Here is a 21,300-nt window from a genome sequence, read left to right as displayed (position 1 = left end):
GATCGAGCTGCTGCAGCTAAGCGGCGCGCGCAGCGCGTTCGGCGGGATCCGCGCAGGCCTGGACGCCGAAGCCGAGCTCGCCGATCGTGACCACGGAAATGAACACCGGGGCGTCGCCGGCGGCATGGATCACGGCCTGCTGGTCAAGCGCCTTCGCGGCCAGCGCAACCCAGATGGAACTGTCCAGAATCACGCCCATGGATCACGCACAGCGTCGTCGAAGCCACCGCGGCTGTCGGCCAGCCATGCGTCGGCCTGCTTCGGCGTGAGTGCGGTCGGCAGGCCGGCGAGCGCCTGCGCGGCGGTCATCACTGGCTCGGCCGGCACGATGCGCGCAACCGGCATGTTGTTGCGTTCGACGATCACGGTTTCGCCGTGCCGGGCGACGGCATCGAGAATCTGGCGCGTCTGCCGTGCGAGTTCGGTGGCAGTGATGGTGCCCATCAGAAGCCCCAAGGTGTTATGTATCAATACGTATCATACCCAGACCGCCAGGCGGAAATAGCCTTAACCCCTTATCGGAGGTGCGACATAACGCGGGCTTCTCGTATTCCAGCCATTAAAATCTCCCGCCGCCCCTAGCCGCCATACGTCGCCCACATCCGCTCCAGGAACGCCTCGCTGTCGAACGGCTGGGGCGCACCCGATGCCTCGCCGGCTCTCAACGCTTCCTGCAGGGCCCGCACTTGCGTTTCATGCGATTCAAGCAGACGCAGGCCAGCGCGCACAACATCGCTGGCCGAACCATAGCGGCCGGACTGCACCTGCGCGTCCACGAAGTCGGCGAAGTGATTGCCGAGTGAAACAGACGTGTTTAGTGACATGGGAAGAGCCCCCTTTCAACGCATCCACCAGTGGCCCGGCACGTGCTGGTGTTTCGTGTGCGATTTAACGCAACTAACAATCATCTTTTTCATCAACAACTTTTTGGCCGCCAAGGGCCAGCGGCCTTCTGCCATCGATAGTTAGTTGCATTAATTCCGATCCGAAAGCACGTTTTTGCAGAACGTCTCTCTCAGTTGGGGCAAGCCGCGGAAGCGGCGCGTCAGGCCCGAAGGGCCTCGGCCGCGGGGAGCCTGTGGTCGGGTGCGGTATCCCGGCCCTAGGGCCAGGACTGTCCACACCCTTGTGGTGTGGGCAGCGCAGCCGTCCATAGGCGGGCGCGGGTGAACCACTGCGCTCGGGGGCGGGAACCTGGGCGTTGGAAATTTGCTTCCAATCGCGAGGCGAGAAAAGTGTCACTTGCCGCCGTCCGAACACAAAATCTGATACTGCGCATCGCGAGTGTGGAGTGCGCCTCCTGCTACTGATTCTACGAGAGCGATCATGGCAAGAAATGTGGCGCTTTCAGCAGCCGGCGAAGGTGCGCGAGGCACAAATTTCCGCAGGGCAAGTTATGCCCCTAAAAGCAGCTAGCAGGATAAAAGGGATTATTGCAACGCCAGCGTTTTACATGCACGCCTGCGGGGGCCTGGGCGACGCGACAGGCGCCTGTCGGATTGCCTGCCGTCATTCGTCGGCGTCGAGACTGGTCACTTTTGGTGTGGGAAGCTGCCGTGCGTGCGAAACGTTAGGTATGACATGCGGATGGCCCTTCGGATTGGCAGTAATTCGGGTTGCGGCTGGCGCTTCAGCCGCCGAACTGATCCTGTCTATCGCGTGCCGCAGTTTCTCGAATACATGTGGTTTGGTGATCACTTCGTCAACCCTGCCGGCGAACCACGGTACGTCCTTTGGCCACACGAGTGCAATGATGTGTGGTCTTTCGATGGCTTTGTTAAAGCTCTCTACGAACCACGCGGACGCGTCGTGAGCAGATGCGAAACTGGGCACGTCGAGCACGATCAAATGCTGCGACTGCGCACAGCAGAATTCAAGCCAGCTATCGAACCCACAGCCCTCCGACAGCAGGTAACCATTCAGCTTGAGGAGAACAGCCAGAGAGTCCCGGACCACCTTGTTGTCACCCACAACCAGGATGGGGCGGACGACTCGGGGTGGCTTCGGGAGAGCGTGAGCGGCGGCGATGCGCAGTTGCCAATGGCAGCGCAGCCACTGCACTCGCGACAGATCATAATGGTGCTGCGCCCTCGCAAGCGCAGCGAGAGACGTTGCTGGATCGCCGGCCAGCCGTTGCAATTCTTCCGTCGCTTTGTCTAACTCAGCGACCGCAGCGTCGTATGCGCGTTTGTCTCCAGGCGTCAGCATCGGATTCGCGGAGCAGACATCGAACGGTTTTCATCCTGGTGGCACGCATCACATCCTCGCGCCCTCTTTGTACCGTTGAAGCATAGGTCCGGTTGATGAAGAAGGCTATGCACGTTCATGCTTATCCCGGCAGCCGAGAGATCCATGCGACCTGGCGATGGGCTCACGCTTGCTTCATATCATCCGCAAAGCGATGGAGGTAACGTGCTGCACTGATTAACCTTGTGTGCCTTCCCGCTTCCGATGTCCAGATGTTCAAGTGATTACGCCTGCCGGGGCATGGCCTGCGAACGCGGCCACCATGCTCTTCATTCGCGCGAGGTTTTCTCGCACCGTAGGCGTGACGTCTCGGACACCCATCCCGCGAATAGCGCCCGCAGAGGTGCTGTCTCCGGCACGTCCGCGAACGGCCGCTCGCACGTTCGCCCTGCCCTGCACCGCCTGCGCGCGCGCTACATCGAAGCGTTCGGCAAGTTCAGACGTGGCGGCGATGATCTTGCCTGCCCGCAATCCGGCGACAAAGTCGGACTGCCAGCCGGCAACGGTGACCCGCCCGCTCGCCTCCTGGGCATCGAGCACGGTTAACGTGCTGGCGTCTGCAGCGATGTCCAGACGGTGTTGTGCAGGCGCGTCGAAGAACGTGCGGCCGGCACAGCGGGCGATTGTCTCCCGCACATGCTGGACATCCCGGACAGCTGCCTGTGCTTCGTCCGCGGCTGTTTGCCGGGCTCGACGCTCAAAGGCGAAATCGACGGGCACACTCAAAAGCTTACGCAGGTACGCAATCGGTGCATGGGCCTCGCGCAGATGCTCCCAGGCGACGTCAACGACGTCGGACAGGCGTTTGCCGTGCTGCCCGGCTTCACGCATGAGTTTGAAGATCAAGAATTTCCGAAAACCCAGGCTGCCGAGGCGCTCGAGATCGGCAGGGAGCTTGCCCGGTTGTCTCTTTTGAAAAGAAACAGGGGAAAGATCCTTATATATACGGCCGTCTGCCACGCTGGCAGACGGTAGTTCCGTTGCCGTGGCTGACGTTGCCGGGCCGGCCGGATCCGCTGTCGGGGGACGTTCGGTGGCTTCGGCGTCGACGAGACCGAGCAGCGCGGCCGCCTTGGGTGTGAGGTGCAAATAGGCGCGGCCGAACAGACCGACTTCACCATGGCGTCGCTGAGGGGGCCGGTGAATCAAACCGGCGTCTTCCAGATCATCGAGGCCGCGATAAAGCGTGCGCATGGACTGGAGGGCGCGGCCGGTGAGGAGCTCGCGGCGCGCGAAAATCGCCGCGTAAGGGCGTTCGCGATCGACGGTGCGGGCAAGGGCAGCCAGCAGGGCGCGGGCACGGGCTGGCAGACTGGAGAGATGCTCAGCCCGGAAGGCCGCCCGAAAAATGGCCCAGCGCAGGTTGGTTGTGTCGCAGGCGAATTGCAACAGCGCTTCGTGGTCAACGTCCACATCAGTGTCGTCGTGGTCGAAGGGACAAGCGTTCCCCTCGCCAGCAACGGAGCGTTGCGCGAACGACATATCCAGCGGTTCCAGCCCGAGGGCCTTTGCTTTGGTCGGTCGATTGTTATTACATCGGTGTCTTCCTGAACTCGTAATACCTTGATTTTCAAGGTTTCCCTAGTAGGGAAGGCATGGGCAGCGCTTCCTGCACCGCCCGCCCTCCTTCGCGTTCGCGGTGCTGCTCGAGCACTTGCAGGCGTCACTGGCCGCGCTGCAGCACGGCACGGCGCGTGCGCCCCATCCTTCCGGAGCCTGAGCCGACGCCCCACCCCATCCTGCCCGACGCCGGTCAACCGCCGACTCCATCGGACGAGCGCACTGGATACGCGGCTCCGGTGAACCGCCGCGACAGCCCGATCCTGCCGCCGGGGCTGTCCGACGAAGCGGGCGTCGCGCGCCGACTGGCGGCCAAGGCGACCGGGCGCGGGCGGCTCGCCGCGACCACCTTCGCGCAGTACCGGACCGAGGCCGAACGGCTGTTCTGGTATGCGCGCCAGACAGGCACGCCGATCTCCGCATGGACGCTCGACGAGTTTTCTACCTACATCGCGTTTCTACAGGCTCCCGCGCCGTGGGCGGGGCGCGCGCGGAGTGTGTACGCCCGCACAGTGTCACGGGTCCGATGATTTCAACGGACGCACACTTCTGCTAACTCCAGAAGGTCTGTGACCGCGTCACGATTTTCAGTACGGCGAGGACGGTGCAACTCGATTTGCTTCCCAAAACGTCCGGCGAGGATCAGACGAACACGCGTGCAGGAGTCGACCGCAGCTGAGCAAGCGCGCTGGAGAAAGTCATGGTTCATGGGGAAAGTGCCCATTCGCACTTTCGTTGCGCACCTGGCTTACGGTTCCCGTCCCTACCCCGAACCGAAAAGTCATGGTTTATGGGCATTACGCCGGATCTCGGTTTTCCGAGGAATTCCTGTCGTTCCCGCTCGTGCCAGTTGGAGATGCGGCGCCTCCCCGGGCCTGGACGCCGCCTTTGCCGCGGACCGCAACGGCGGTCCAATCACCGTATTCAGGAAATCATCCTGGGGTGGTTTCGGCATTTAGATAAGCCAAAAGAGCGATGGGCTGATCGGAAGATCTTTTCCCCGCTTACGGCATTACCCCCGCTGGGGATCTGTGTGTGAGACTGGATCAGGCGCGCAGCTGAATATATAAGTTATTGATTTTAAAAGCTATCCAACTTGGATGGCGGCGGCCGGGTTTTCTGCCGGCCACCTAAATGCTTGATTTTATTGCACATCCAAGTTGGATGATCCCGAACCTTCCGAATCAAGTTCGCGTCGGATGAAATTTGCTATCCGTTCGCCCCACTCTTCCGCCTTCGCTTCGCCGTCCTTTCCTGAAAACCGCAATCCAATCACTCCGCTTCGCACCGTCACATCACAGAACTTTTTCTTGCCGACGTTGATCGATTTCGCGATCGGCCGCGGAGTCTTGGGCCGAGCCGGGGCCGCAAGCGTCAGCGCCCTCTCCTGAGTCATCTCATCAGAATCCATCAGTGCCGCTATCGCACGAGTCACGCCTTCCTCGTGCCCCTGTTGAGCCAGTGCGGCAAACTTAGCGGCGGCGGTCCCTCCGAGCCGATGCGGCTTGACCGCAATCATCTCTTTGACGGCCGTGGGCAGATTGTCGAAGGACAGAATTCGCGCTACATGGCTTTGAGCCAGGCCCGAGGCACGAATGATGTCTGCCTGCCTGAGACCGAGGTTTTCCTGAATGCGCTGGAACTGTCGGTACTTTTCGAAGTCAGGAAGCGACGGAGCGAGCAGGTTCGAGAACGCCGCTCCAAGCTCAACCTCCGCATCGGTTCCGGTGAACGGTACACCGCGGATCTTCGTACGGCCCAGATCGTCTCGATAAATCGCGACCCGATTGTTCCCGGAAATGATTTCGTTACGCCCATCGCCCAAGGGCCGATAGACAATCGGATGAACAAGGGGATTGCCTTCCAGATTCGCACGGAGTTCGCCATATTCCTGCTGTGACAGAATACGCCGACGCCCCGGCACTTCGACAAGAGTGGATATTTCCACTTCTTCCGAATACGCATTGCCAGTTGATTCCAGTTCCTCGATACGCTTGATCGCAGCCCGGAGTTCCTTTTCCTTCTCGGCGAGTAAGGGCAGGGCCGCCATCAACTGGCCAGGCGCCGTCTTGGGCCTTCCCGGCACGTCCTCGTTGCTCTTTTGCGGACGCGGCGATGTGCCAATCGTCGCGGCCTTTGCGGCAAGACGGTCTTTGATGCTCATTCGGCCTCCTGATCTGCGAGCCAAAGTGCGACGAGCTGCTGGTCGACGATCTCAGCAAATCGGTCGTACGCCTCTCGTGCGCGTTGATAGGTTTTCAGACTTCCCTGGTAACGCGAGATGTCGTACACCGTGCCAAATTCCGCAGCGGCCGTTTGGGTAACGGCCGTCGTGGGGATTTCTATCGGAAGGACGAGACCTTCATAGGTCTTATTGATCCAGTCACGAACTATCGGCGTGGCGGCTTGACTCTGATCGACCTTGGCAAGAAGGACATGAATGAAGTCGAAGCTCTTAACGAGTTCAGGCGCTACCTGTTGCATGCTCTCGGAAAGATCCGAAAACAGATTCCAGAACTGGGTCGACGACGCGTAGTCGAGCGCGCTCGGCGGGGTCGGGACGATGAGTCCGTCCGCCGCCATGAATGCATTGATAGTCAGATAAGAGAGGGCAGGGGGCGTGTCGATGATGACGACGTCGTATTGGTCCAACAGTGGCTCAAGTCCCTTGTTCAGCACATTCCAGAACTGGAACGACTGATCTTTCGATTGCTTGAACGGCAGGAAAAATTCTGCGCCAAACAACGCTGCACTCGCCGGAACAAGATCCACTCCATCCCAGTACGTGGATTGAACAGCGTACTGAAGATCTTCCTCATCGCCATAAATCAAAGGAAGCACGGTTTGCTCATCCGAGACCTCGCTGTCCGCAAGGATTCCATGAAGTGCCGAGAGTGACGCCTGCGGATCAAGGTCAACCAGGAGGACCTTGCGGCCGAACAACGAGAGTCCTTGCGCCAAGGTCATCGCGGTAGTGGTCTTACTAACGCCGCCCTTGAAGTTGCCGATCGCAATCTTCTTGCCTTTTACGCCCGAAGGGCGTTTGGAGTAGGGCCCAATCCGATCAATCCATACCCGCGCTTCGGAAAGCGTAAACTCTCTGCTACGGCTATGCCGGAGCGTCCCTTGAGGAAGGTCGGCCTCGGCTCGCGACAGATAGTGCATTCGCTGCCTGTCGATCCGGCATAAGTCGCCAACCTGAGCAGTTGTAAACACCGGGGGGTTTTTGCGAGGATGTGGGGCAAGCATACTTTCTCGCACGTCTACGAGCATCCCACTGGCATTGCCTGCGATGGCCTTGATCGCGCCAAGTGGCATTGGCTTCGGGGCATGCTTCAGCTTTATGGACATCTGCGGCTTTTCGGCACGCCGGACTGCTGTGTTCATCAACGGCTCCCTTATCGATGTAACGACCACCGTCACATGTGTGATTCAACACGTAGAGCAAAAACTAGCAGCCAATGTTGAATTTCGCGGAAGCTTAGGTGTTAACCGCGCGAAGCGCAAGCAGATTTTCAATAGCAGCCAAACCCGGGGATGACCACCAGCCGGGGCTTCGCTCGGAGTTTATAGAAATAAGATTAGATCTGGCAGGCCAAGGTGAGTGACGTTACCCATAGGGGTGCTGTCGCGCTTTTAGACTGAAACGTCTCTCTCTTAGAGACAACACCTGTTTGTTGTTTCTTTAAGAAACAAAGACTTTAAAAGCGTTTACGATCGCCAGATCCTTTACTGGCAAGGCTTCGGCGGGTGTCAGGTCATGCTTTATGGGGCGATCGGTCAGGGTTTATGGGACGACGCCACGGTATGAGGTCAGCCTGCATGGGGCGAAAGGTCATGGTTGATGGGGTGAAGTCAGGGTCTATGGGTGCGGACGGACAAGGACGTTAACGAATTGATTTCACGACGTTTTTCGACGTTGCTGGAATTCAAAGGTCAGGGTCTGTGGGGGCAAGGTCACGGTTTGTGGGGGAGGGGGCTGGGTTCCCCATAGACCACGACCTTTTAGTCTCGGAACAGCGGGCCGATTTCGCACGAGCTGCGTCATGCACCGACTTCAAGACAGCATTTGGTGTTGTTCTCCGCCCCACAAACCCTGACTTTAAGGAGGGCGATGCGCTGTCCCGGCAACGCTCCCCACAAACCATGACCTTTTGATTTCTCCTCTCTCGAAAGCGCCCCATAAACCATGACCTTTCTTCCCTTCCGGAGGCGCCCCCACAAACCCTGACTTTTCCTTTCGCTCCGAATCAACATCGAAAGGTCAGGCTTCATGGGGAACACCGACCGGAAAACAGGAAAAGTCAGAGCGAGATGGGTTGTCGGCATGACTTTTAGCTCCTAGAATCCCGAAAGCCTTATGGAGAGTGCATGCCCAACATCAAACCGCTTGGCCCTCCGCCTAGCGAACTGAAAAAGCACGTCGCCACAGTTCATGTAAGCGGTGAACTGTCGTTGCTCGAGCGCAAAATCGTCAACGTCCTGCTACTTAACGCATTCGACGATCTCCTCACGAAGAAGCGTCATACGTTGCCCGTGGGCATCCTTTGCACCATGCTAGGTTTCGACAGCAAAAATCACGACGCGTTGAAGCGCGCATTGCTGAAGGTCATGTCGACACCCATCTCGTTCGATCTTCTGCACGACGGTGGCAAGACGGACTGGGAAGCGTCGCCACTCATCGCGTACGCCAGCATCAAGAACGGCCTCTGCTCGTACGAGTACAGCGACTGGCTCGCAGGGAAGCTCGCGAATCCTGACATCTACACCCTGATCAACATCAACGTTCAGCGGCAGTTTAGCGGGGGCTATGCGCTTGCCCTTTACGAGAACTGTCTCCGATTCAAACGAACGGGATCAACGGGTTGGATCTCAGTGGAAACATGGCGTCGCCTGCTTGGTGCGGACGCAAGCATGTACGATGAGTTCAAGCATTTCTCAGCCGAGGTGATCAAAAAAGCTGTTAAAGAGATCAATCAGGTATCGAACATCATCGTGACTCCAGAATACAAGCGAGAAGCACGGCGCGTGGTGCAGATACGCTTCCTGGTCGAAGACAATCCCCAAAAGTCAATGTACGACAACGAGGAGGATGAAGAGCAGAAAAGTATTCGGGAATCCGAGGCATTCAAGCGTCTCACTCTCCTGGGTGTCGGAGACCGACTCGCTATTAGCTGGATACAGCAGGAACCAGATCGAGCGTTACAGACAGCCATTTACGTCGAAGCGAAGGCAAAAAACAAGCAAATCCGCGGAAATGCAGGAGGCTACGCAAGGACAGTGTTCGAAAAGGGCGCTCGCATTGAAGTGGGGGCCAATGGCGTTGGGCAGGCCGAAGCGGTTTCAACACGTCCCTCAGTTGACAAGAAGGACATTTCTGCCGAAGAGCGTTCGCGCCAAACGACCGCGAAAATCAAATCATTGACGCTAGCGGAGAAGCAGAAGTTTGCCGCTGAATATATGGGGGAAGGTGGAAAGGGAAACACCTATCAGCCGGAAACTGGAACATTCAAGAACCCACTGGAGCGGACCGCTTACACGTCATGGTTGCGCGCAAAGATCGCGGGTGCGCCGGAGTGAATGCCGCAGAAAGGCGATCGTGCTGGGAAGGCGACCGGCTCTTCACGACCCACACTGAGACCTTGCCGCTGTGCGATTGAAAGGCCTCCGGGCCGCCCAAAGAAGGGGCGGCCAGGGTCTACAGTTGAGACTTCAAGCTCAACCGACCCGCTGTAGCTCTGCACCATTGGATAATTTAACTGTTACGACGCGCGCAAAGGCGATTGGTATCATTTGATCTATAATCAAGGTTCAAATGATAATGCGGAGGTTTCCCATGCTCCTGGTCTCGCCGGAACAGATCGCCGCGGTGATGGCGCTACCGCGCGTGCCGCATTCGGTTGCGGAGCTCGACGAGCAGGTCCGCGAGGGTCTGCCGAAGTCGGCGCTCAGGGAGGGCGTCGAGCACGCGACGCGCAGCGCGGAAGAACGTCGTGCCTTGCTCGCGCGCATCGTGCCGGAGGCGACGTTCAAACGCCGACGCGACCGGTTGAGCCCCGATGAATCGGAGAAGACCGAGCGGCTCGCGCGCATCGTCGCCACCGCCCGTTATGTGTGGGACGACGAGGGGGACGCAAGGGAATTCCTGAATACCGTGCACCCGTTGCTCGAAGGGCGTACCCCCCTGGAAGTGGCGCTCACCGAACTCGGGGCACGACGCGTCGAGGAACTGTTGTGGAAGCTGTTCTATGGGTTGCCGGCGTGATGCGACAGGGGATGCAGATGAACGTCGCTGAGCGCGGCGTCGCGCTCGTGCAGCCGGTACCGGCCTGATGCGCATATTCCGGATCGCCGATCGCCGTCACCCGGTCTGGAGTGGCACGGGCGCGATGCTGGTCGGGGACCGGTTCAACAGTCCTGGCCGGGGGGTTATCTACGGCGCCCTGAACTTCGCGGGGGCGATGCTCGAGGTGCTGGTGCATGCGCGGATCGGCAAGGTGCCCAGGCACCACGTCTGGGTCGAAGCGCAGGTACCGGAGGATGTGTCGATTGAACGCGTCGCCCTCGAGGACCTGCCCGCTGGCTGGGATGCGCCGGATGCACAGGCCGCCCGCCGTTTTGGCGACCAGTGGATCGAGGAGGCGCGCTCGGCGGTGCTGGTGGTGCCGTCGGTGGTGGCGCGAGCGGAATGCAATGCCGTGGTCAATCCGGCGCATCCGGACGCGGCGCGCCTGGCCGTCTCTGCGCCGCAGGCAGTGGTGTGGGACACACGGCTGTTTGCTGGCGGACGCGACGCGCCCCCTGAATAAGCTTACTGTCGTTCCCTGAAAAGACTCGCCTCACCTAATCCAACATTTCATCGGGCCATGGCTGCGCGCCGTGCAACACCCGCAGGATGCGCACGGTATCGCCTGCAACGCGGTAGGCCACGATATACGGCGTCCGGCTTATAACCAGTTCGCGAGTACCGTCGATGCGTCCCGGACGGCCAGTCTCGGGAAACTGCAGTAGCTGCCTGACTTGCACACGGATTCGATCATCCACGACGACGGCTGCATGCGGGCTGTCTTCTTCGATGTAGTCAAAAATCGCGTCGCGATCCTCTATTGCGTAAGCGGACCATTCAAGCCTCACGCGTCACCTTCGCCGGCTTTGCGAAGGGCCTCGGCGCGGCGCCTGGCGAAATGAGCTTCGACTTCATCGTCCGAGGTGGCGGGGCGCGGATCGTCCAATGCTTCCTGTACCTTCGCGCGGAACCAGGCGTCATGTATGGCCGGGTCGGTCGCAAAGGCGAACGGCAGCGCACCTTCGTTGGCAACGCGCGTCAGGAGGATTCGCACGGCGTCCGAGACGGTCAGTCCCATGTTGTCGAGCACCGCAGCCGCGCGCTCTTTCAGCGCAGGGTCGATGCGTGCTTGCACCAATGCAGTCGCAGCCATGGCAACTACTCCTACTGTAGTCCAGATTTCCCATTGTAATTCATTTGAATTACATGCGATGTCACTCGTCGCGGTCCTGTATCGCCTCTGGCGTCCAGAACAGTCATCAGTTCGACCCTACAAGCCGGCGACGTGTCGCAGCGCGACGCGCTGCAAACCGGGCTTCGACTTCTGCGGCGGGCACCAGATTGCCTGCGTCGGCCGAGGCCCTCGACCGCTGCACCTTTGCGCGTAGCCATGCGTCGTATTCAGCCGCTTCCTGTTGTTGCTTCACGTAGTCCCGCATGAAGTCTCGCAACAGTTGCGCGCCGGTGCGATCAGGGGCCTTCGCGGCATTGGAAAACTCGGCTTTCAGGGCCTCGTCAACGCGGAAGGTAAAGGTTGCCTCTGTCATGGCTGCATCCGTTTTGTGTCACGCGATAAGTGCATGGTAGTACGTGGCCACCACTAAACGGCGCATGGTGCTGAGGCTCAGGCCGTTACCGGGCGATTTAACTGTGCCCGTTTATGCGGAAACAAGCTTGAATATTCCAGCCATTTGTCCTACCTTTGCCATGTCGAGAGACGTTCCGCGCTATCCGTGGAGCGTCTCCCGACGCTCCCGGATGGCCTTTTTCACCTTGAAGGAGGTTCATCATGTTGACCGAAACCAGCCGTACTACAGCCGTTCTGTTCCCCGTTGACGAGGAACACGCCCGCGAGAATGGGCCGACCTTCACGGGGTCGATCAAGCTCGATGGCGTAGCGGTCCCGATGTCGGCCTTTCTCAAGGAAGCAAAGGGATCGGACAAGCGATTCCTCGACCTGTCGGTTGGAGCGAAAGGGCAGGTGCATTACTCGGGGCGGCTGTTTCGCAACGAGGAAAAGAAGACATCCAGGTCGCCAGACTATTCCGGTTACCTGGTAGTCCTACCGCTTAATCCTGACGTGCGCGATGAGCATTCGCAGGAAGAGTGGGACGAAGCACCACGTCTGATCGTGTATGGCCGGCGCGTGCGCAATGCCGATAATTCCGTCCGGATTGCGCTCGATGTGGTGCCGCAGCGCTCAGATGCGCCCGTAGGCGACGGTGAGGTAGCGTTCTAGGGAGCAGGCTCTATAGCCGACGCAGCAAAGGAAAAGGGAGAGGAGGCAACCTTCTCTCCCTTTTTTGTCGTACCAATAGCAAGCGATCCATCCACGAACGACGCCCCTCAGAGGATGTGTGCAGAGCGCGCGATATTGGTGACGTGAGTCAGCGGGGGCGGCCCCGACGTCTACTTCGATGTCGAACCCGTGATACCCGTAGATCCGGTTCACGGAAGCTGACGCACCGGTGATTCAGTGGCCGCTATAACGTCTCGTGGGCGCTAGAATTCCGCCAACTCCAGATTGGCGTCCGCTTCGGCAGACCCAACCATCGCACGCCTCACGGAGGCAGCGTTCGGCGCCGGGTGCCCGACGGCGCTTCTCGCCGACACTGTATCGGGTCGCTGCGGCGCCATCTGCATCCGTGCGCCATCGAGTCTGAAGACCCCGACCAGTCGGGCAAGATGCGCGGCCTGATCCTGCAGCGAGGCGGCCGCCGCTGCCGCCTCTTCGACTAGCGCGGCGTTCTGCTGCGTGACCTGGTCCATCTGTCCCATCGCCTGGTTGATCTGCTCGATTCCGGCGCTCTGCGACTGCGTGGCGGCCGTGATCTGCCCCATGATGCCCGTTACGCGCTCTATGCTGGTCACGATCTCGCCCATCGTGGCGCCTGCCTGGGCGACCTGTTGGCTACCGGTCTGCACCCGTTGCACGGAGTCGCCGATCATGGCCTTGATTTCTCTTGCTGCCGTCGCGCTGCGCTGCGCGAGATTCCTGACCTCGCCCGCCACGACCGCGAAGCCTCTGCCGTGCTCGCCCGCACGCGCCGACTCCACCGCAGCATTGAGTGCGAGGATATTGGTCTGGAATGCGATGCCCTCGATAACGCCAATAATCTCGACCACCCTGCTGGCGGATTCATTGATCGCGCCCATCGTATCGACGACCTGTGCGATGACAGCGCCGCCCCTGGTCGCAACCTCGGAGGCCGAGAGCGCCAGCCGGTTGGCCTGCAGCGCGTTGTCGGCGTTCTGCCTGACGGTGCTCGTCAGTTCCTGCATCGACGCGACGGTTTCTTCGAGCGAGCTGGCCTGCTCCTCGGTGCGCGAAGACAGATCCTCGTTGCCGTTGGCGATCTGGCCCGACGCGGTTGCGATCGTGTCCGTACCCGTGCGCACTTCACCGACGATTTTCTTCAGGCTGTCGTTCATGCGCCCGAGCGCCTGCAACAGCTGGCCGGTCTCGTCGTGCCCTGGGACATGTATGCGACTCGTCAGATCGCCGGCGGCCACCGTTTGCGCGATCTGTACCGCTTCGCGCAACGGCCGCGTGATGGAGCGGGTGATGACATAAGCGCACACGATGCCGATCAGCATCGCCGACAGACCGAGTACCAGCATCAGCACGCGAGCCGATTCGCTCACCTGCCGCGCCTCCTCGCCGCGCTCGTTGACGACGCGCCTCTGCAATTTCACAAGATCCCGGACCGATTGTTCGAGACGATCCAGTGTGGGAAGGGTCTCGTCATTCATCATCGTCGTCGCCCGATCGCGCTCCCCTTGAGCGAGCAACGCAGCTACCTTGCCGAACGATCCCACGTAGGCGGCACGCGTCTCGCTGATCTTCGCCAGCAGTTCCTTCCCTTCGGCCCGGGATACCAGCTTGTTGAGCGTTTCGAGCGCACTGTCGATGACCGCCTTGTTGGCGTCAATTTCGTGAGTGATCGCGGCAATCCTGTTGCGGTCGCCGGTGATGAACAGTTGCATGGTCAAACGTGCGTTCGCACGCGTCCTGACATTGACGACCTGCGCGGTGTCGGCTTTCACCCATTCCAGCTGGATGATCCTGTCGGTGATCTCACTGATACCGGCCAGCCGGTTCAACCCGACGGCAATCAGGGCCGCCATCAGCAGGAGAACGAATCCGAAGCCCGCGCCCAGGCGCACTCCGATTTTCAGGTCTTTAACATTCATTTTGCAGGGCGGCTCCGAAGATCAGGCGAAACATTATGCGATTAATAATTACGTTGACGTCGCTTCAAATTATCTCCGTAGGCCGGAAACAAATAACATCGTGTCATCCGCTACGGTCATGCCGTGAGGTTTTATCAGGTATTGGCTATAGCGGAAAAATCCAGAATGCATGGGGCTTCAAGGCGTCAGTGCGTTGGCCCAGCTCATGGTGATATAAGCCGCGAGTAGACCGGCATGTTCAAGTTGATGCATTCGCGTGTCACAGTCAGGCTATCGGCCAATAACAGGCCGGGCTTGAGAGCCTGAAACGCGATAATTCTTTTCTCATTGATTTAAATCAAGCTGTTCGCGCTTTATGCGAGACTGATTAATGCTAGATGCATGAACGCGGAACGTGCAGCGTTTATACGCCCATTTGCTTTCGCAATTGGCGACAGTGTCACTGTAACCACCAGATTTTCCCTTAGCGGATTACTGAGAAATACAAGCTGCCAATGCAGTTAGCTGTCAACGCAGGTAGGTGCCAAGGCATGCACGCATGTGTAAACGTACAGTGGTTATTCAACCGTGCCGAACTGACTGATGATCTCGTCCACGCTGCTCGCGTTCTGCTGCGAGCCGGGGCACTGATCGAGAAACTGACGGCGTGCGTCACGCGTCGGACCCAGGTCAAGGTGGCCGTGATGGTAGCGCCTGATCGAGAAGAAATCCCTGATAGCCTGGTTGCAGTCATCGCCGCCTGGCTGGCCCTGGGCTTTGCCGGCCATGCAGATGAGGCTTTCGCAGGAGGATGCCGATGCAACGGTCGCTGCGAACAGGCCAAGCAGAAGCGCGAGAAGGAATGAGAGGGCTTTCTTCATGGTGCGTTATCTCCACAGAGGACGATAGTCAGACGCAAGGCGTTCGAGCCGATACAGTGCTTCACGCAGGCCTAACAGTGCGATCGCCGCGCACGTCGCGAAGACCGCATTCCGAGGATGGGGCCAGTGATGGAAGTACTCAACGCCGAGCGCGACGAGTGCAATGAGAACAGCGCACGTCAATGCGAACCGGATATAGCGGCCGAAAAAACGAAGGCCGCACGCGATAAACAACAACCACGCGGTATCAAGCAACAGGCGACCAATCAGACGGACCGCGCCGGTGCGGCAAACCGGGGCGACGCGTTCGCGCACCGCTGCGAACCGTCGCGCGCGGTGTACACGCTTACCCGTTTTAATTGGAATGACCTGTCCCATGTCTCAGATCCTTTCGTCCTTCACTTCAAATTCCTCCAGTGACCGGCCGGCGTCCAGGTACGCCATGAGCCAGCCTGGCCGCCGACCAAAACCGGACCACGTGTTGTGGGGGTTCGCCGGATCGCGATACGTCGGTCTCGTGATCGGTGTCGCGTTCGGGATGGCGAATTCCTCGAGCGTCCGGCCTCGGTCGAGATACGCGACGAGCCAGGCGGGGCGCTGGCCCCAACCGGACCAGGTGTTAAGCGGGTTCGCTGGATCGCGATAACGCGCTTCGCCTCCTGGTGCCGTTTTCGACGGAAAAGGTACGAACTCGATCACGGTTCCATCCTGCCTGTTGACAAGACGCCGGTTTGCATTTTTGTCCTTGCCTGTCACAGATCACAACCCCATAATATACTCAGTCCGTTTTATGCGTAAGAGGATGTGTGAATAAGTACTCCGCACTCACTCTCGTGCCAGTCCTGACGCTTCCCCTTGCGGGGCAGGCGCAGCCCGCCTTGTCTCCGGAGATATTGACGTTGGCGCGCACGTGTGCGCCGGACGTGCATCCCCTTACAGTCGCGTACCTCGTTAGCGCCGAGTCACATAACAACCCGTTCGCCATCAACGTCAACGGCGGGCACAGCCTGAAACGTCAGCCCACCACCGAGCCGGAAGCCCGCGATGCGATCGCCAGGCTCGATGCGCGCGGTTGGAATTATGACGTTGGCTATGCGCAGATCAACTCGGCCAATTTTCGCAGCCTTGGCGTCACGGGTACACAACTGCTGGACGCCTGTACGAATCTGCGCGCGGGCGCGCGGGTTCTTGGCGACTGCTATGCACGTGCTGTCCAGCAGGTAGGGGAGGGACAGGCGGCATTGCAGCGGGCGCTGTCCTGCTACAACACCGGCAGCCCGCGGAAAGGCTTTGCAAACGGCTACGTGAAGCGTGTCGTCGCACAGGTGAAACTGAAAATCCCGGCCTTGCTTGACGGGCCAATCGACCCGAACACGTCGAGCAGCTCGAGCGCGAGCGACGTCAGCGTCACGGGGCCTACGCCGGCCGCCGCACAGATCTCCCGGCAGCAAAACCTGTCCGCGCCTGGCGTGCGTACGCGGCCTGGCGAGCCGGGCGCGGCAGGTCAGATCGAAGCGGGCGCGTTCGCCCATCCCGAAATAGGCGCATACCTGCGCCGGACCTCATCAAAGGGAGACCAATGAAAAAGAAAGTCGTTTATCTCGCGATGCAAAGCCAGCTCGAAAGCATCCTGCGTGAATGGCGGGTTGTACGTGTGGCGATCCAACGTATCGAAAAACGCGAATGGATACCGCTTCTCGACATCGAGAACGACGCGGGCCAGGCGTACACGTGCGCGATCCGTGTGAAGAAGGACATGGAGCCCAGAACATGGTCTGACCTGCGCGCCCTGGTCGACTGGCTCGACACGAGGGTAGGTGCCAAAGAGTGCCTGTTGTCCCTGTCCGATTTCGAATGGGAATCCGAGACGTTAGCCATGGAGTGAACCTGAGATGAAAAAGCGCATTCAAGTTGCACAAATCGTCGCTGGCACCCTCGCACTGGTTGCAGCGGGTCAGGCCTTTGCCGTTGACACCGGTGCGTCTTCACTGAACTCGATGCACTCGTGGGTGATGCTCTGGATTCCTGCCGCGTGCATTCTGGGTATCGTTGCGATCGGCGCTGGCATCTTCTTCCACCTGATCAAGTTCCATCAGATCGTCAACCCGGTTCTCGGCCTCATCATCATCGGCTCCGCGTCGGCGATAGTGGGTTTCTTCGGCCTCGTCTGATGGCCAGGAAATTTCCGCTCTTCAAGGGTGCGACGCGCGTAGCGACGTGGCTGCTGATCCCTCGCAACGTGTTCGTCCTGACCTTCATGTTTTCGGCGTCCCTGTTCATGGTGATCCACCTCTGGGCGCTGATCGTGTTCGGTGGCCTCTGGCTCATCGAGTGGAGCATCACGAAATACGACGACCGCATGTTCCGCATCATCGGTCTGTGGCTGAAAACGAAGGTCCGCAACATGTACGAATCCGCCTTTACGCGGCAGTGGGGCGGGTCCAGTTATTCGCCCGTCGATTACGCCGCACCGTCGATTAACGACATTCGAGGCGAGGAATAGCATGGCGGTCGCTATCCGGAATATCAGCAAAACCAAGACTTTCACGAAGGAACCTTCCTTCGTGAAGAACATACCCTATTCGCAGCATGTCACCCATACCATCATCAGCACGATCAGCGGCGAATATCTGATCGTCTTCCGCGTTCCCGGTCGCACGCACCAGAGTGCCCACGATGAAACGCTCAGGTCATGGGTGCTGGACCTGAACCACGTGGCCAAGCAGATCGGTAACGAACACGTGAAGTTCTGGACCCATCTGCATCATCACGAAACCGACAGCTATCCGGCCGGAAACTTCAGGACGCGCTTCGCACGCGAACTGGACCAGAAACTTCAGAAGGGCTTCGAACAGAGGCCGCTAATGACGAATGACCTGTATCTGACGGTCGTCTACAACCCGGTCGGTGACTTGACACAAAAATTTCTCGCCCGCTTCGACCGGCCTTCGCGCGAGCAGCTGCACGAGCGCCAAAAGCAGGCCATCGCGGCGCTCGAAGATATCGCCACGCAGCTCACGGGCGCGATGCGTTCGTACGGCGTTGAACCGCTCGGCCTCTACTACCGGGACAAGCAAGGCAATCTCATCGAGGAACAGGAGGACACCACCGATGCCGCCGATGAGCTGGACGACGATATCGAAGGCGACCTTCTCGCAGACCTGCCTGCGGACGATGACGGCGCGACCCCTCACACGGTACCGCCGGCGCAGCGCCATGTGTTCTCGCGCGCGCTGGAGTGGCTGGGGTTCCTCGCGAACGGCGAATGGTCGCCAGTGCCTGTGTGCCGGGGCCGCATCCGCGATTACCTGATGGCGAACCGCCCCGTCAGTTCGCTGTTCGGCGATGTGATCCAGATCCGTACCATCGACCGCAACCTGTTCACGGCCGCCGTCGAAATCCGCGAGTACGAGGAGGAGACGGAGCCGGGCCAGCTTAATCTGCTGATGGAAGCCCCGTTTGAGTTCGTTTTCACGCAGGTGTTTTTCTGCATGTCAAAGACGGCGGGCCGCATCTTTTTACGCAACCAGCAACTGTCGCTGATCGAAACGGGCGATCCAGGCCATTCGCAGATCAGTCAGATTACGGATGCGCGCGACGACCTCGTTTCGGGGCGGTGCGTGATGGGCTTTCACTATGGAATCCTGCACGTTGTCGGCGACACGGCCGAAAAGGCACAGACGCTCGCACGCCAGGCCAAGGTCATGCTCAACCAGTGCGGTGTTGTAGCGGGCGCGGTTGGCATGGCATCGGAGGCGGCGTATTACACCCGCCTGCCTGGCAATTCGGCATTCGTGCCGCGGCCGGTGCCCATCAATAGCTGGAATTTCTTCTGCTTCTCGTCGTTTCACAACTTCCTTTCGGGCAAGGCCACGGACAACCCGTGGGGCAGGGCGATTGCACTGTTTCGCGCTGTCACGGGCACCGAGATATTTTTCAGTTTCCACTCGACGCCCGGGAACGAGTGTTCGTTCGGCAAGCGGCCGGCCGGTGTGACGGGTATCTTCGGGCGCATCGGCTCGGGCAAGACGACGCTCCTGAACGTCCTGCTGACGCTCGCGACAGAGCTTTCGCTGAATCCCCGCATGGCGATCTACGACCGCGACCGTGGCATGTATCCGCTTGTCAAGGCACTCAGGGGGCGTTACACCGTGCTCAAGGACGGTGTGCCGACCGGATGGCAACCGCTCCAGCTCGAACCCACGCGCATCTACATCAAGTTCGTGAAGCGCCTGTTGCGTGTGCTTGCCGAAACCACCCTGAACGGCGAGCCGCTTGAGCAACACGAGATAGATGACCTGTCGGCGGCCATCGATGCCGTCATGGGGCCGCCCGTCGATGACCCGGAGGCTCACCAGGGCGAACAGACACTGATTCCGTTTGCCGACCGGTCCATCACCGCCGTGGTGGAGCATTTGCCCGATCCCTATCGCGGTCCGGGCCAGCGCATGACACTGGCGGCCATGCTCAGGCCGTGGACACGCAACGGCGATTACGGCTGGCTCTTCGACAACGACGCGGACACGCTGGACTTCAGCACGCGCGATATCAACGCGTTCGACCTGACGGAATTCCTTGTCGGGAAGGAAGAAGTCGCGCCAGTCACCCGCACGCCGATGCTGATGTATCTCAACTTCCGCGTGCGAGCAACGATCGACGGCAAGCGCCGATTCATCCAGGTCTTCGATGAGTTTGCGCAGTACCTGGATGACCCGATCATGGTCCGCGAAATCAAACGGGGCATCAAGAACGACCGGAAGAAAGACTGCATTTACGTGTTCTCGACTCAGGAGCCGAACGACGCCATTTCGAGCAGCATCGGCAAGACCGTAATCCAGCAGATGGTGACATTGCTGCTGCTCGAAAACCGTGAGGCGGACCCGGAGGATTACACCGGCTCAAAAGGACTGAAGCTCGCGCCAGCTGAATACGATGCGGTCCAGTCCATTCCGGAGCACAGCCGGCAGTTCCTTATCAAGCAGAGCGGTCAGGCGGGGCTCGCCTTGATGAAGCTTGATGGCATGGACGAAGAGCTCAGCATCCTGTCCGGCACGCCGGACAACTCGGATCGTCTGGAAAGGCTCATTCGCGACCTTGGCACTGACGATCCGGACGTGTGGTTGCCGCGTTACTACGCCGCCGTCGTTGGCAAGAAATCGGGCCGTTAACAGGAGAGACGCCGTGAACCGCTGGAAACACACCACCATTGCGCTCGCGCTGGCCGCATCGTGCACCGGCGCGCACGCGCAGATCATCACCGCATGCCCGACCTGCGACCTTACCGTTGTGACACAGGCGATGCAGCAGATCGCGCAACTGAAGGCACAGCTTGACCAGGCGCGACAGCAGTACGAAGCGATTACCGGGTCGGTCGGGGGCTACAGCAGCATGTTGCCAACGAGTATTTCGAGCCTTCGCGGCAACCTGCCGCAGAACTGGAGTCAGGTCTATTCCGACGCGATGAACAGTACCTCCAGCGTCTCTGGTTCCGCTTCGTCCATCCTCTCCCAGTTCGACAGCCAGATTCGAGGCATGGGTCGTGGCGATGCACTAACTTTCATCGACCAGCAGCTCCACGCGAAGGGGGCATACGACCGGGCGATGACGGAGCGGGCCTATGACAACCAGATGCGTGAACTGAACGACATGCAGACGCTCACGCAGCGGATCGGGCAGGCCACGACGCAAAAGCAGATCGAGGACCTGCAGGCACGCATCCAGACCGCACAGGGTGCCATTCATGGCGAGCAGGCCAAGCTTCAGCTCATGGCGATGGGACAGCGGGCCCAACAACAGCTACTCGAACAGCAAAGAGAGATTGCGCAAAAGCGATACCTCATCGGCGACCCAAGTGAATCGAACCAAGCACCCAATCTGAGCGGTAACTAAGGAGCCGACCATGAAGAAATACCTGTGCATCACCGCAGTGTTTTTCCTCGCCGCCTGCGGAAAGGAATATCACACGAGAGATTGGTACGTTGAACACGACGCAGAAAGAGCGGCGAGATTCAAGGAATGCGAAAACGACCCTGCTCAATACCTACGCCAAGGATCAGATTGCATTAATGCGAAAGATGCGAACGGCCTCGTGGTTTTTTACGGCAAGGAAGGGGCGTTAAAAGCAGCAAAGGGGCAGTAAGCGCAAGCGTAGCA

Annotated in this window: 26 protein-coding genes; 12 read left to right on the top strand and 14 right to left on the bottom strand. The window is 59.5% G+C overall.

Features of this window, described 5'->3' with window-relative positions; translation table 11 throughout:
* Positions 1-16: 16 nt before the first annotated feature.
* From VSR68_RS30375 to VSR68_RS30355, 5 genes are all read right to left on the bottom strand, one after another.
* Entirely contained in the window at positions 17-199 is a 183-nt protein-coding gene (locus VSR68_RS30375) for a hypothetical protein (protein ID WP_342943374.1), read from the bottom strand.
* Complete coding sequence (locus VSR68_RS30370; protein WP_342943373.1) at positions 190-444, bottom strand: type II toxin-antitoxin system Phd/YefM family antitoxin; 255 nt, start codon at positions 442-444, stop codon at positions 190-192. The genes VSR68_RS30375 and VSR68_RS30370 overlap by 10 nt, the downstream gene beginning before the upstream one ends.
* Positions 445-578: 134 nt before the next feature.
* Entirely contained in the window at positions 579-824 is a 246-nt protein-coding gene (locus VSR68_RS30365) for a type II toxin-antitoxin system ParD family antitoxin (protein WP_342943372.1), read from the bottom strand.
* 685 nt (positions 825-1,509) lie between these two features.
* On the bottom strand, positions 1,510-2,208 hold the full coding sequence (locus VSR68_RS30360; RefSeq protein WP_342943371.1) for a response regulator receiver protein: 699 nt from the start codon (positions 2,206-2,208) through the stop codon (positions 1,510-1,512).
* Between the two features lie 255 nt (positions 2,209-2,463).
* A complete protein-coding gene (locus VSR68_RS30355; protein ID WP_342943370.1) occupies positions 2,464-3,729 on the bottom strand; it encodes a Replication protein O in 1,266 nt (421 codons plus the stop codon).
* A gap of 317 nt (positions 3,730-4,046) precedes the next feature.
* Between VSR68_RS30355 and VSR68_RS30350 the strand changes: the two genes are divergently transcribed.
* Positions 4,047-4,337: a hypothetical protein gene (locus VSR68_RS30350; protein WP_342943369.1), complete on the top strand. Its 291-nt coding sequence runs from the start codon at positions 4,047-4,049 to the stop codon at positions 4,335-4,337.
* Between the two features lie 614 nt (positions 4,338-4,951).
* Here the strand turns inward: VSR68_RS30350 and VSR68_RS30345 are convergent.
* Positions 4,952-5,971, bottom strand: coding sequence for a chromosome partitioning protein ParB (locus tag VSR68_RS30345; RefSeq protein WP_342943368.1), 1,020 nt, complete (start codon positions 5,969-5,971; stop codon positions 4,952-4,954).
* The gene (locus VSR68_RS30340) at positions 5,968-7,194 is read right to left on the bottom strand and encodes a ParA family protein (RefSeq protein WP_342943367.1); all 1,227 of its coding nucleotides are present in this window, start codon (positions 7,192-7,194) and stop codon (positions 5,968-5,970) included. The genes VSR68_RS30345 and VSR68_RS30340 overlap by 4 nt, the downstream gene beginning before the upstream one ends.
* A 984-nt stretch (positions 7,195-8,178) precedes the next feature.
* Between VSR68_RS30340 and VSR68_RS30335 the strand changes: the two genes are divergently transcribed.
* The 3 genes from VSR68_RS30335 (at position 8,179) to VSR68_RS30325 (ending at position 10,616) form a co-directional block, all read left to right on the top strand.
* The gene (locus VSR68_RS30335; protein WP_342943366.1) at positions 8,179-9,387 is read left to right on the top strand and encodes a replication initiation protein; all 1,209 of its coding nucleotides are present in this window, start codon (positions 8,179-8,181) and stop codon (positions 9,385-9,387) included.
* Positions 9,388-9,643: 256 nt separating this feature from the next.
* Positions 9,644-10,072, top strand: coding sequence for an antitoxin Xre/MbcA/ParS toxin-binding domain-containing protein (locus VSR68_RS30330; protein WP_342943365.1), 429 nt, complete (start codon positions 9,644-9,646; stop codon positions 10,070-10,072).
* Positions 10,073-10,139: 67 nt separating this feature from the next.
* Positions 10,140-10,616 (top strand): RES family NAD+ phosphorylase, encoded by a 477-nt coding sequence (locus tag VSR68_RS30325; protein WP_342943364.1) that lies wholly within the window; start codon positions 10,140-10,142, stop codon positions 10,614-10,616.
* A gap of 34 nt (positions 10,617-10,650) precedes the next feature.
* Here the strand turns inward: VSR68_RS30325 and VSR68_RS30320 are convergent, their stop codons facing one another.
* The 3 genes from VSR68_RS30320 to VSR68_RS30310 form a co-directional block, all read right to left on the bottom strand.
* The gene (locus VSR68_RS30320; RefSeq protein WP_342943363.1) at positions 10,651-10,941 is read right to left on the bottom strand and encodes a type II toxin-antitoxin system RelE/ParE family toxin; all 291 of its coding nucleotides are present in this window, start codon (positions 10,939-10,941) and stop codon (positions 10,651-10,653) included.
* Positions 10,938-11,246, bottom strand: a complete 309-nt coding sequence (locus VSR68_RS30315; protein ID WP_342943362.1) for a type II toxin-antitoxin system RelB/DinJ family antitoxin — start codon at positions 11,244-11,246, stop codon at positions 10,938-10,940. Before VSR68_RS30315 ends, VSR68_RS30320 begins: the two co-directional genes overlap by 4 nt.
* Before the next feature lie 106 nt (positions 11,247-11,352).
* Positions 11,353-11,640: a hypothetical protein gene (locus VSR68_RS30310; RefSeq protein ID WP_342943361.1), complete on the bottom strand. Its 288-nt coding sequence runs from the start codon at positions 11,638-11,640 to the stop codon at positions 11,353-11,355.
* Positions 11,641-11,882: 242 nt separating this feature from the next.
* Here VSR68_RS30310 and VSR68_RS30305 point away from each other — a divergent pair, with 242 nt between their 5' ends.
* Positions 11,883-12,332 (top strand): hypothetical protein, encoded by a 450-nt coding sequence (locus tag VSR68_RS30305; protein WP_342943360.1) that lies wholly within the window; start codon positions 11,883-11,885, stop codon positions 12,330-12,332.
* Between the two features lie 263 nt (positions 12,333-12,595).
* Here VSR68_RS30305 and VSR68_RS30300 read toward each other — a convergent pair whose 3' ends face one another.
* The 4 genes from VSR68_RS30300 to VSR68_RS30285 all read right to left on the bottom strand — a co-directional run bounded on the left by VSR68_RS30300 (position 12,596) and on the right by VSR68_RS30285 (position 15,846).
* Complete coding sequence (locus VSR68_RS30300) at positions 12,596-14,287, bottom strand: methyl-accepting chemotaxis protein (protein ID WP_342943359.1); 1,692 nt, start codon at positions 14,285-14,287, stop codon at positions 12,596-12,598.
* A gap of 557 nt (positions 14,288-14,844) precedes the next feature.
* Positions 14,845-15,147: a TrbM/KikA/MpfK family conjugal transfer protein gene (locus VSR68_RS30295; protein WP_342943358.1), complete on the bottom strand. Its 303-nt coding sequence runs from the start codon at positions 15,145-15,147 to the stop codon at positions 14,845-14,847.
* A 6-nt stretch (positions 15,148-15,153) separates the two neighbouring features.
* Complete coding sequence (locus tag VSR68_RS30290; RefSeq protein WP_342943357.1) at positions 15,154-15,525, bottom strand: hypothetical protein; 372 nt, start codon at positions 15,523-15,525, stop codon at positions 15,154-15,156.
* Between the two features lie 3 nt (positions 15,526-15,528).
* Positions 15,529-15,846 (bottom strand): H-NS histone family protein, encoded by a 318-nt coding sequence (locus tag VSR68_RS30285; protein WP_342943356.1) that lies wholly within the window; start codon positions 15,844-15,846, stop codon positions 15,529-15,531.
* 107 nt (positions 15,847-15,953) lie between these two features.
* Between VSR68_RS30285 and VSR68_RS30280 the strand changes: the two genes are divergently transcribed.
* From VSR68_RS30280 to VSR68_RS30250, 7 genes are all read left to right on the top strand, one after another.
* On the top strand, positions 15,954-16,730 hold the full coding sequence (locus VSR68_RS30280; protein WP_342943355.1) for a lytic transglycosylase domain-containing protein: 777 nt from the start codon (positions 15,954-15,956) through the stop codon (positions 16,728-16,730).
* Positions 16,727-17,032 (top strand): KorA family transcriptional regulator, encoded by a 306-nt coding sequence (korA, locus tag VSR68_RS30275; RefSeq protein ID WP_342943354.1) that lies wholly within the window; start codon positions 16,727-16,729, stop codon positions 17,030-17,032. Before VSR68_RS30280 ends, korA begins: the two co-directional genes overlap by 4 nt.
* Before the next feature lie 7 nt (positions 17,033-17,039).
* Positions 17,040-17,318, top strand: a complete 279-nt coding sequence (locus VSR68_RS30270; protein WP_342943353.1) for a TrbC/VirB2 family protein — start codon at positions 17,040-17,042, stop codon at positions 17,316-17,318.
* Positions 17,318-17,650: a VirB3 family type IV secretion system protein gene (locus VSR68_RS30265; RefSeq protein ID WP_342943352.1), complete on the top strand. Its 333-nt coding sequence runs from the start codon at positions 17,318-17,320 to the stop codon at positions 17,648-17,650. Before VSR68_RS30270 ends, VSR68_RS30265 begins: the two co-directional genes overlap by 1 nt.
* 61 nt (positions 17,651-17,711) lie before the next feature.
* Complete coding sequence (locus VSR68_RS30260) at positions 17,712-20,315, top strand: conjugal transfer protein TraB (protein WP_342943351.1); 2,604 nt, start codon at positions 17,712-17,714, stop codon at positions 20,313-20,315.
* A gap of 13 nt (positions 20,316-20,328) precedes the next feature.
* Complete coding sequence (locus VSR68_RS30255) at positions 20,329-21,036, top strand: type IV secretion system protein (RefSeq protein ID WP_342943350.1); 708 nt, start codon at positions 20,329-20,331, stop codon at positions 21,034-21,036.
* A 10-nt stretch (positions 21,037-21,046) separates the two neighbouring features.
* Positions 21,047-21,286 carry an EexN family lipoprotein gene (locus VSR68_RS30250; protein ID WP_342943349.1) on the top strand — a complete coding sequence of 80 codons (240 nt, stop codon included), beginning with the start codon at positions 21,047-21,049 and terminating at the stop codon, positions 21,284-21,286.
* Positions 21,287-21,300 lie beyond the last annotated feature (14 nt).

Origin of the sequence: Paraburkholderia phymatum (genome assembly GCF_038900715.1) — a bacterium.
In the GTDB taxonomy this organism is placed as follows: Bacteria; Pseudomonadota; Gammaproteobacteria; order Burkholderiales; family Burkholderiaceae; genus Paraburkholderia; species Paraburkholderia phymatum_A.
Note: the sequence above shows the minus strand (reverse complement) of the source record. Positions and strands in the feature narration are given on the sequence as shown.

Bases quoted from the DNA above. Each gene is read 5' to 3' on its own strand.
- VSR68_RS30375 (WP_342943374.1), bottom strand. From the start codon at position 199: ATGGGCGTGATTCTGGACAGTTCCATCTGGGTTGCGCTGGCCGCGAAG.
- VSR68_RS30370 (WP_342943373.1), bottom strand. From the start codon at position 444: ATGGGCACCATCACTGCCACCGAACTCGCACGGCAGACGCGCCAGATT.
- VSR68_RS30365 (WP_342943372.1), bottom strand. From the start codon at position 824: ATGTCACTAAACACGTCTGTTTCACTCGGCAATCACTTCGCCGACTTC.
- VSR68_RS30360 (WP_342943371.1), bottom strand. From the start codon at position 2,208: ATGCTGACGCCTGGAGACAAACGCGCATACGACGCTGCGGTCGCTGAG.
- VSR68_RS30355 (WP_342943370.1), bottom strand. From the start codon at position 3,729: ATGTCGTTCGCGCAACGCTCCGTTGCTGGCGAGGGGAACGCTTGTCCC.
- VSR68_RS30345 (WP_342943368.1), bottom strand. From the start codon at position 5,971: ATGAGCATCAAAGACCGTCTTGCCGCAAAGGCCGCGACGATTGGCACA.
- VSR68_RS30340 (WP_342943367.1), bottom strand. From the start codon at position 7,194: ATGAACACAGCAGTCCGGCGTGCCGAAAAGCCGCAGATGTCCATAAAG.
- VSR68_RS30335 (WP_342943366.1), top strand. From the start codon at position 8,179: ATGCCCAACATCAAACCGCTTGGCCCTCCGCCTAGCGAACTGAAAAAG.
- VSR68_RS30330 (WP_342943365.1), top strand. From the start codon at position 9,644: ATGCTCCTGGTCTCGCCGGAACAGATCGCCGCGGTGATGGCGCTACCG.
- VSR68_RS30325 (WP_342943364.1), top strand. From the start codon at position 10,140: ATGCGCATATTCCGGATCGCCGATCGCCGTCACCCGGTCTGGAGTGGC.
- VSR68_RS30315 (WP_342943362.1), bottom strand. From the start codon at position 11,246: ATGGCTGCGACTGCATTGGTGCAAGCACGCATCGACCCTGCGCTGAAA.
- VSR68_RS30310 (WP_342943361.1), bottom strand. From the start codon at position 11,640: ATGACAGAGGCAACCTTTACCTTCCGCGTTGACGAGGCCCTGAAAGCC.
- VSR68_RS30305 (WP_342943360.1), top strand. From the start codon at position 11,883: ATGTTGACCGAAACCAGCCGTACTACAGCCGTTCTGTTCCCCGTTGAC.
- VSR68_RS30300 (WP_342943359.1), bottom strand. From the start codon at position 14,287: ATGAATGTTAAAGACCTGAAAATCGGAGTGCGCCTGGGCGCGGGCTTC.
- VSR68_RS30295 (WP_342943358.1), bottom strand. From the start codon at position 15,147: ATGAAGAAAGCCCTCTCATTCCTTCTCGCGCTTCTGCTTGGCCTGTTC.
- VSR68_RS30290 (WP_342943357.1), bottom strand. From the start codon at position 15,525: ATGGGACAGGTCATTCCAATTAAAACGGGTAAGCGTGTACACCGCGCG.
- korA (WP_342943354.1), top strand. From the start codon at position 16,727: ATGAAAAAGAAAGTCGTTTATCTCGCGATGCAAAGCCAGCTCGAAAGC.
- VSR68_RS30270 (WP_342943353.1), top strand. From the start codon at position 17,040: ATGAAAAAGCGCATTCAAGTTGCACAAATCGTCGCTGGCACCCTCGCA.
- VSR68_RS30265 (WP_342943352.1), top strand. From the start codon at position 17,318: ATGGCCAGGAAATTTCCGCTCTTCAAGGGTGCGACGCGCGTAGCGACG.
- VSR68_RS30250 (WP_342943349.1), top strand. From the start codon at position 21,047: ATGAAGAAATACCTGTGCATCACCGCAGTGTTTTTCCTCGCCGCCTGC.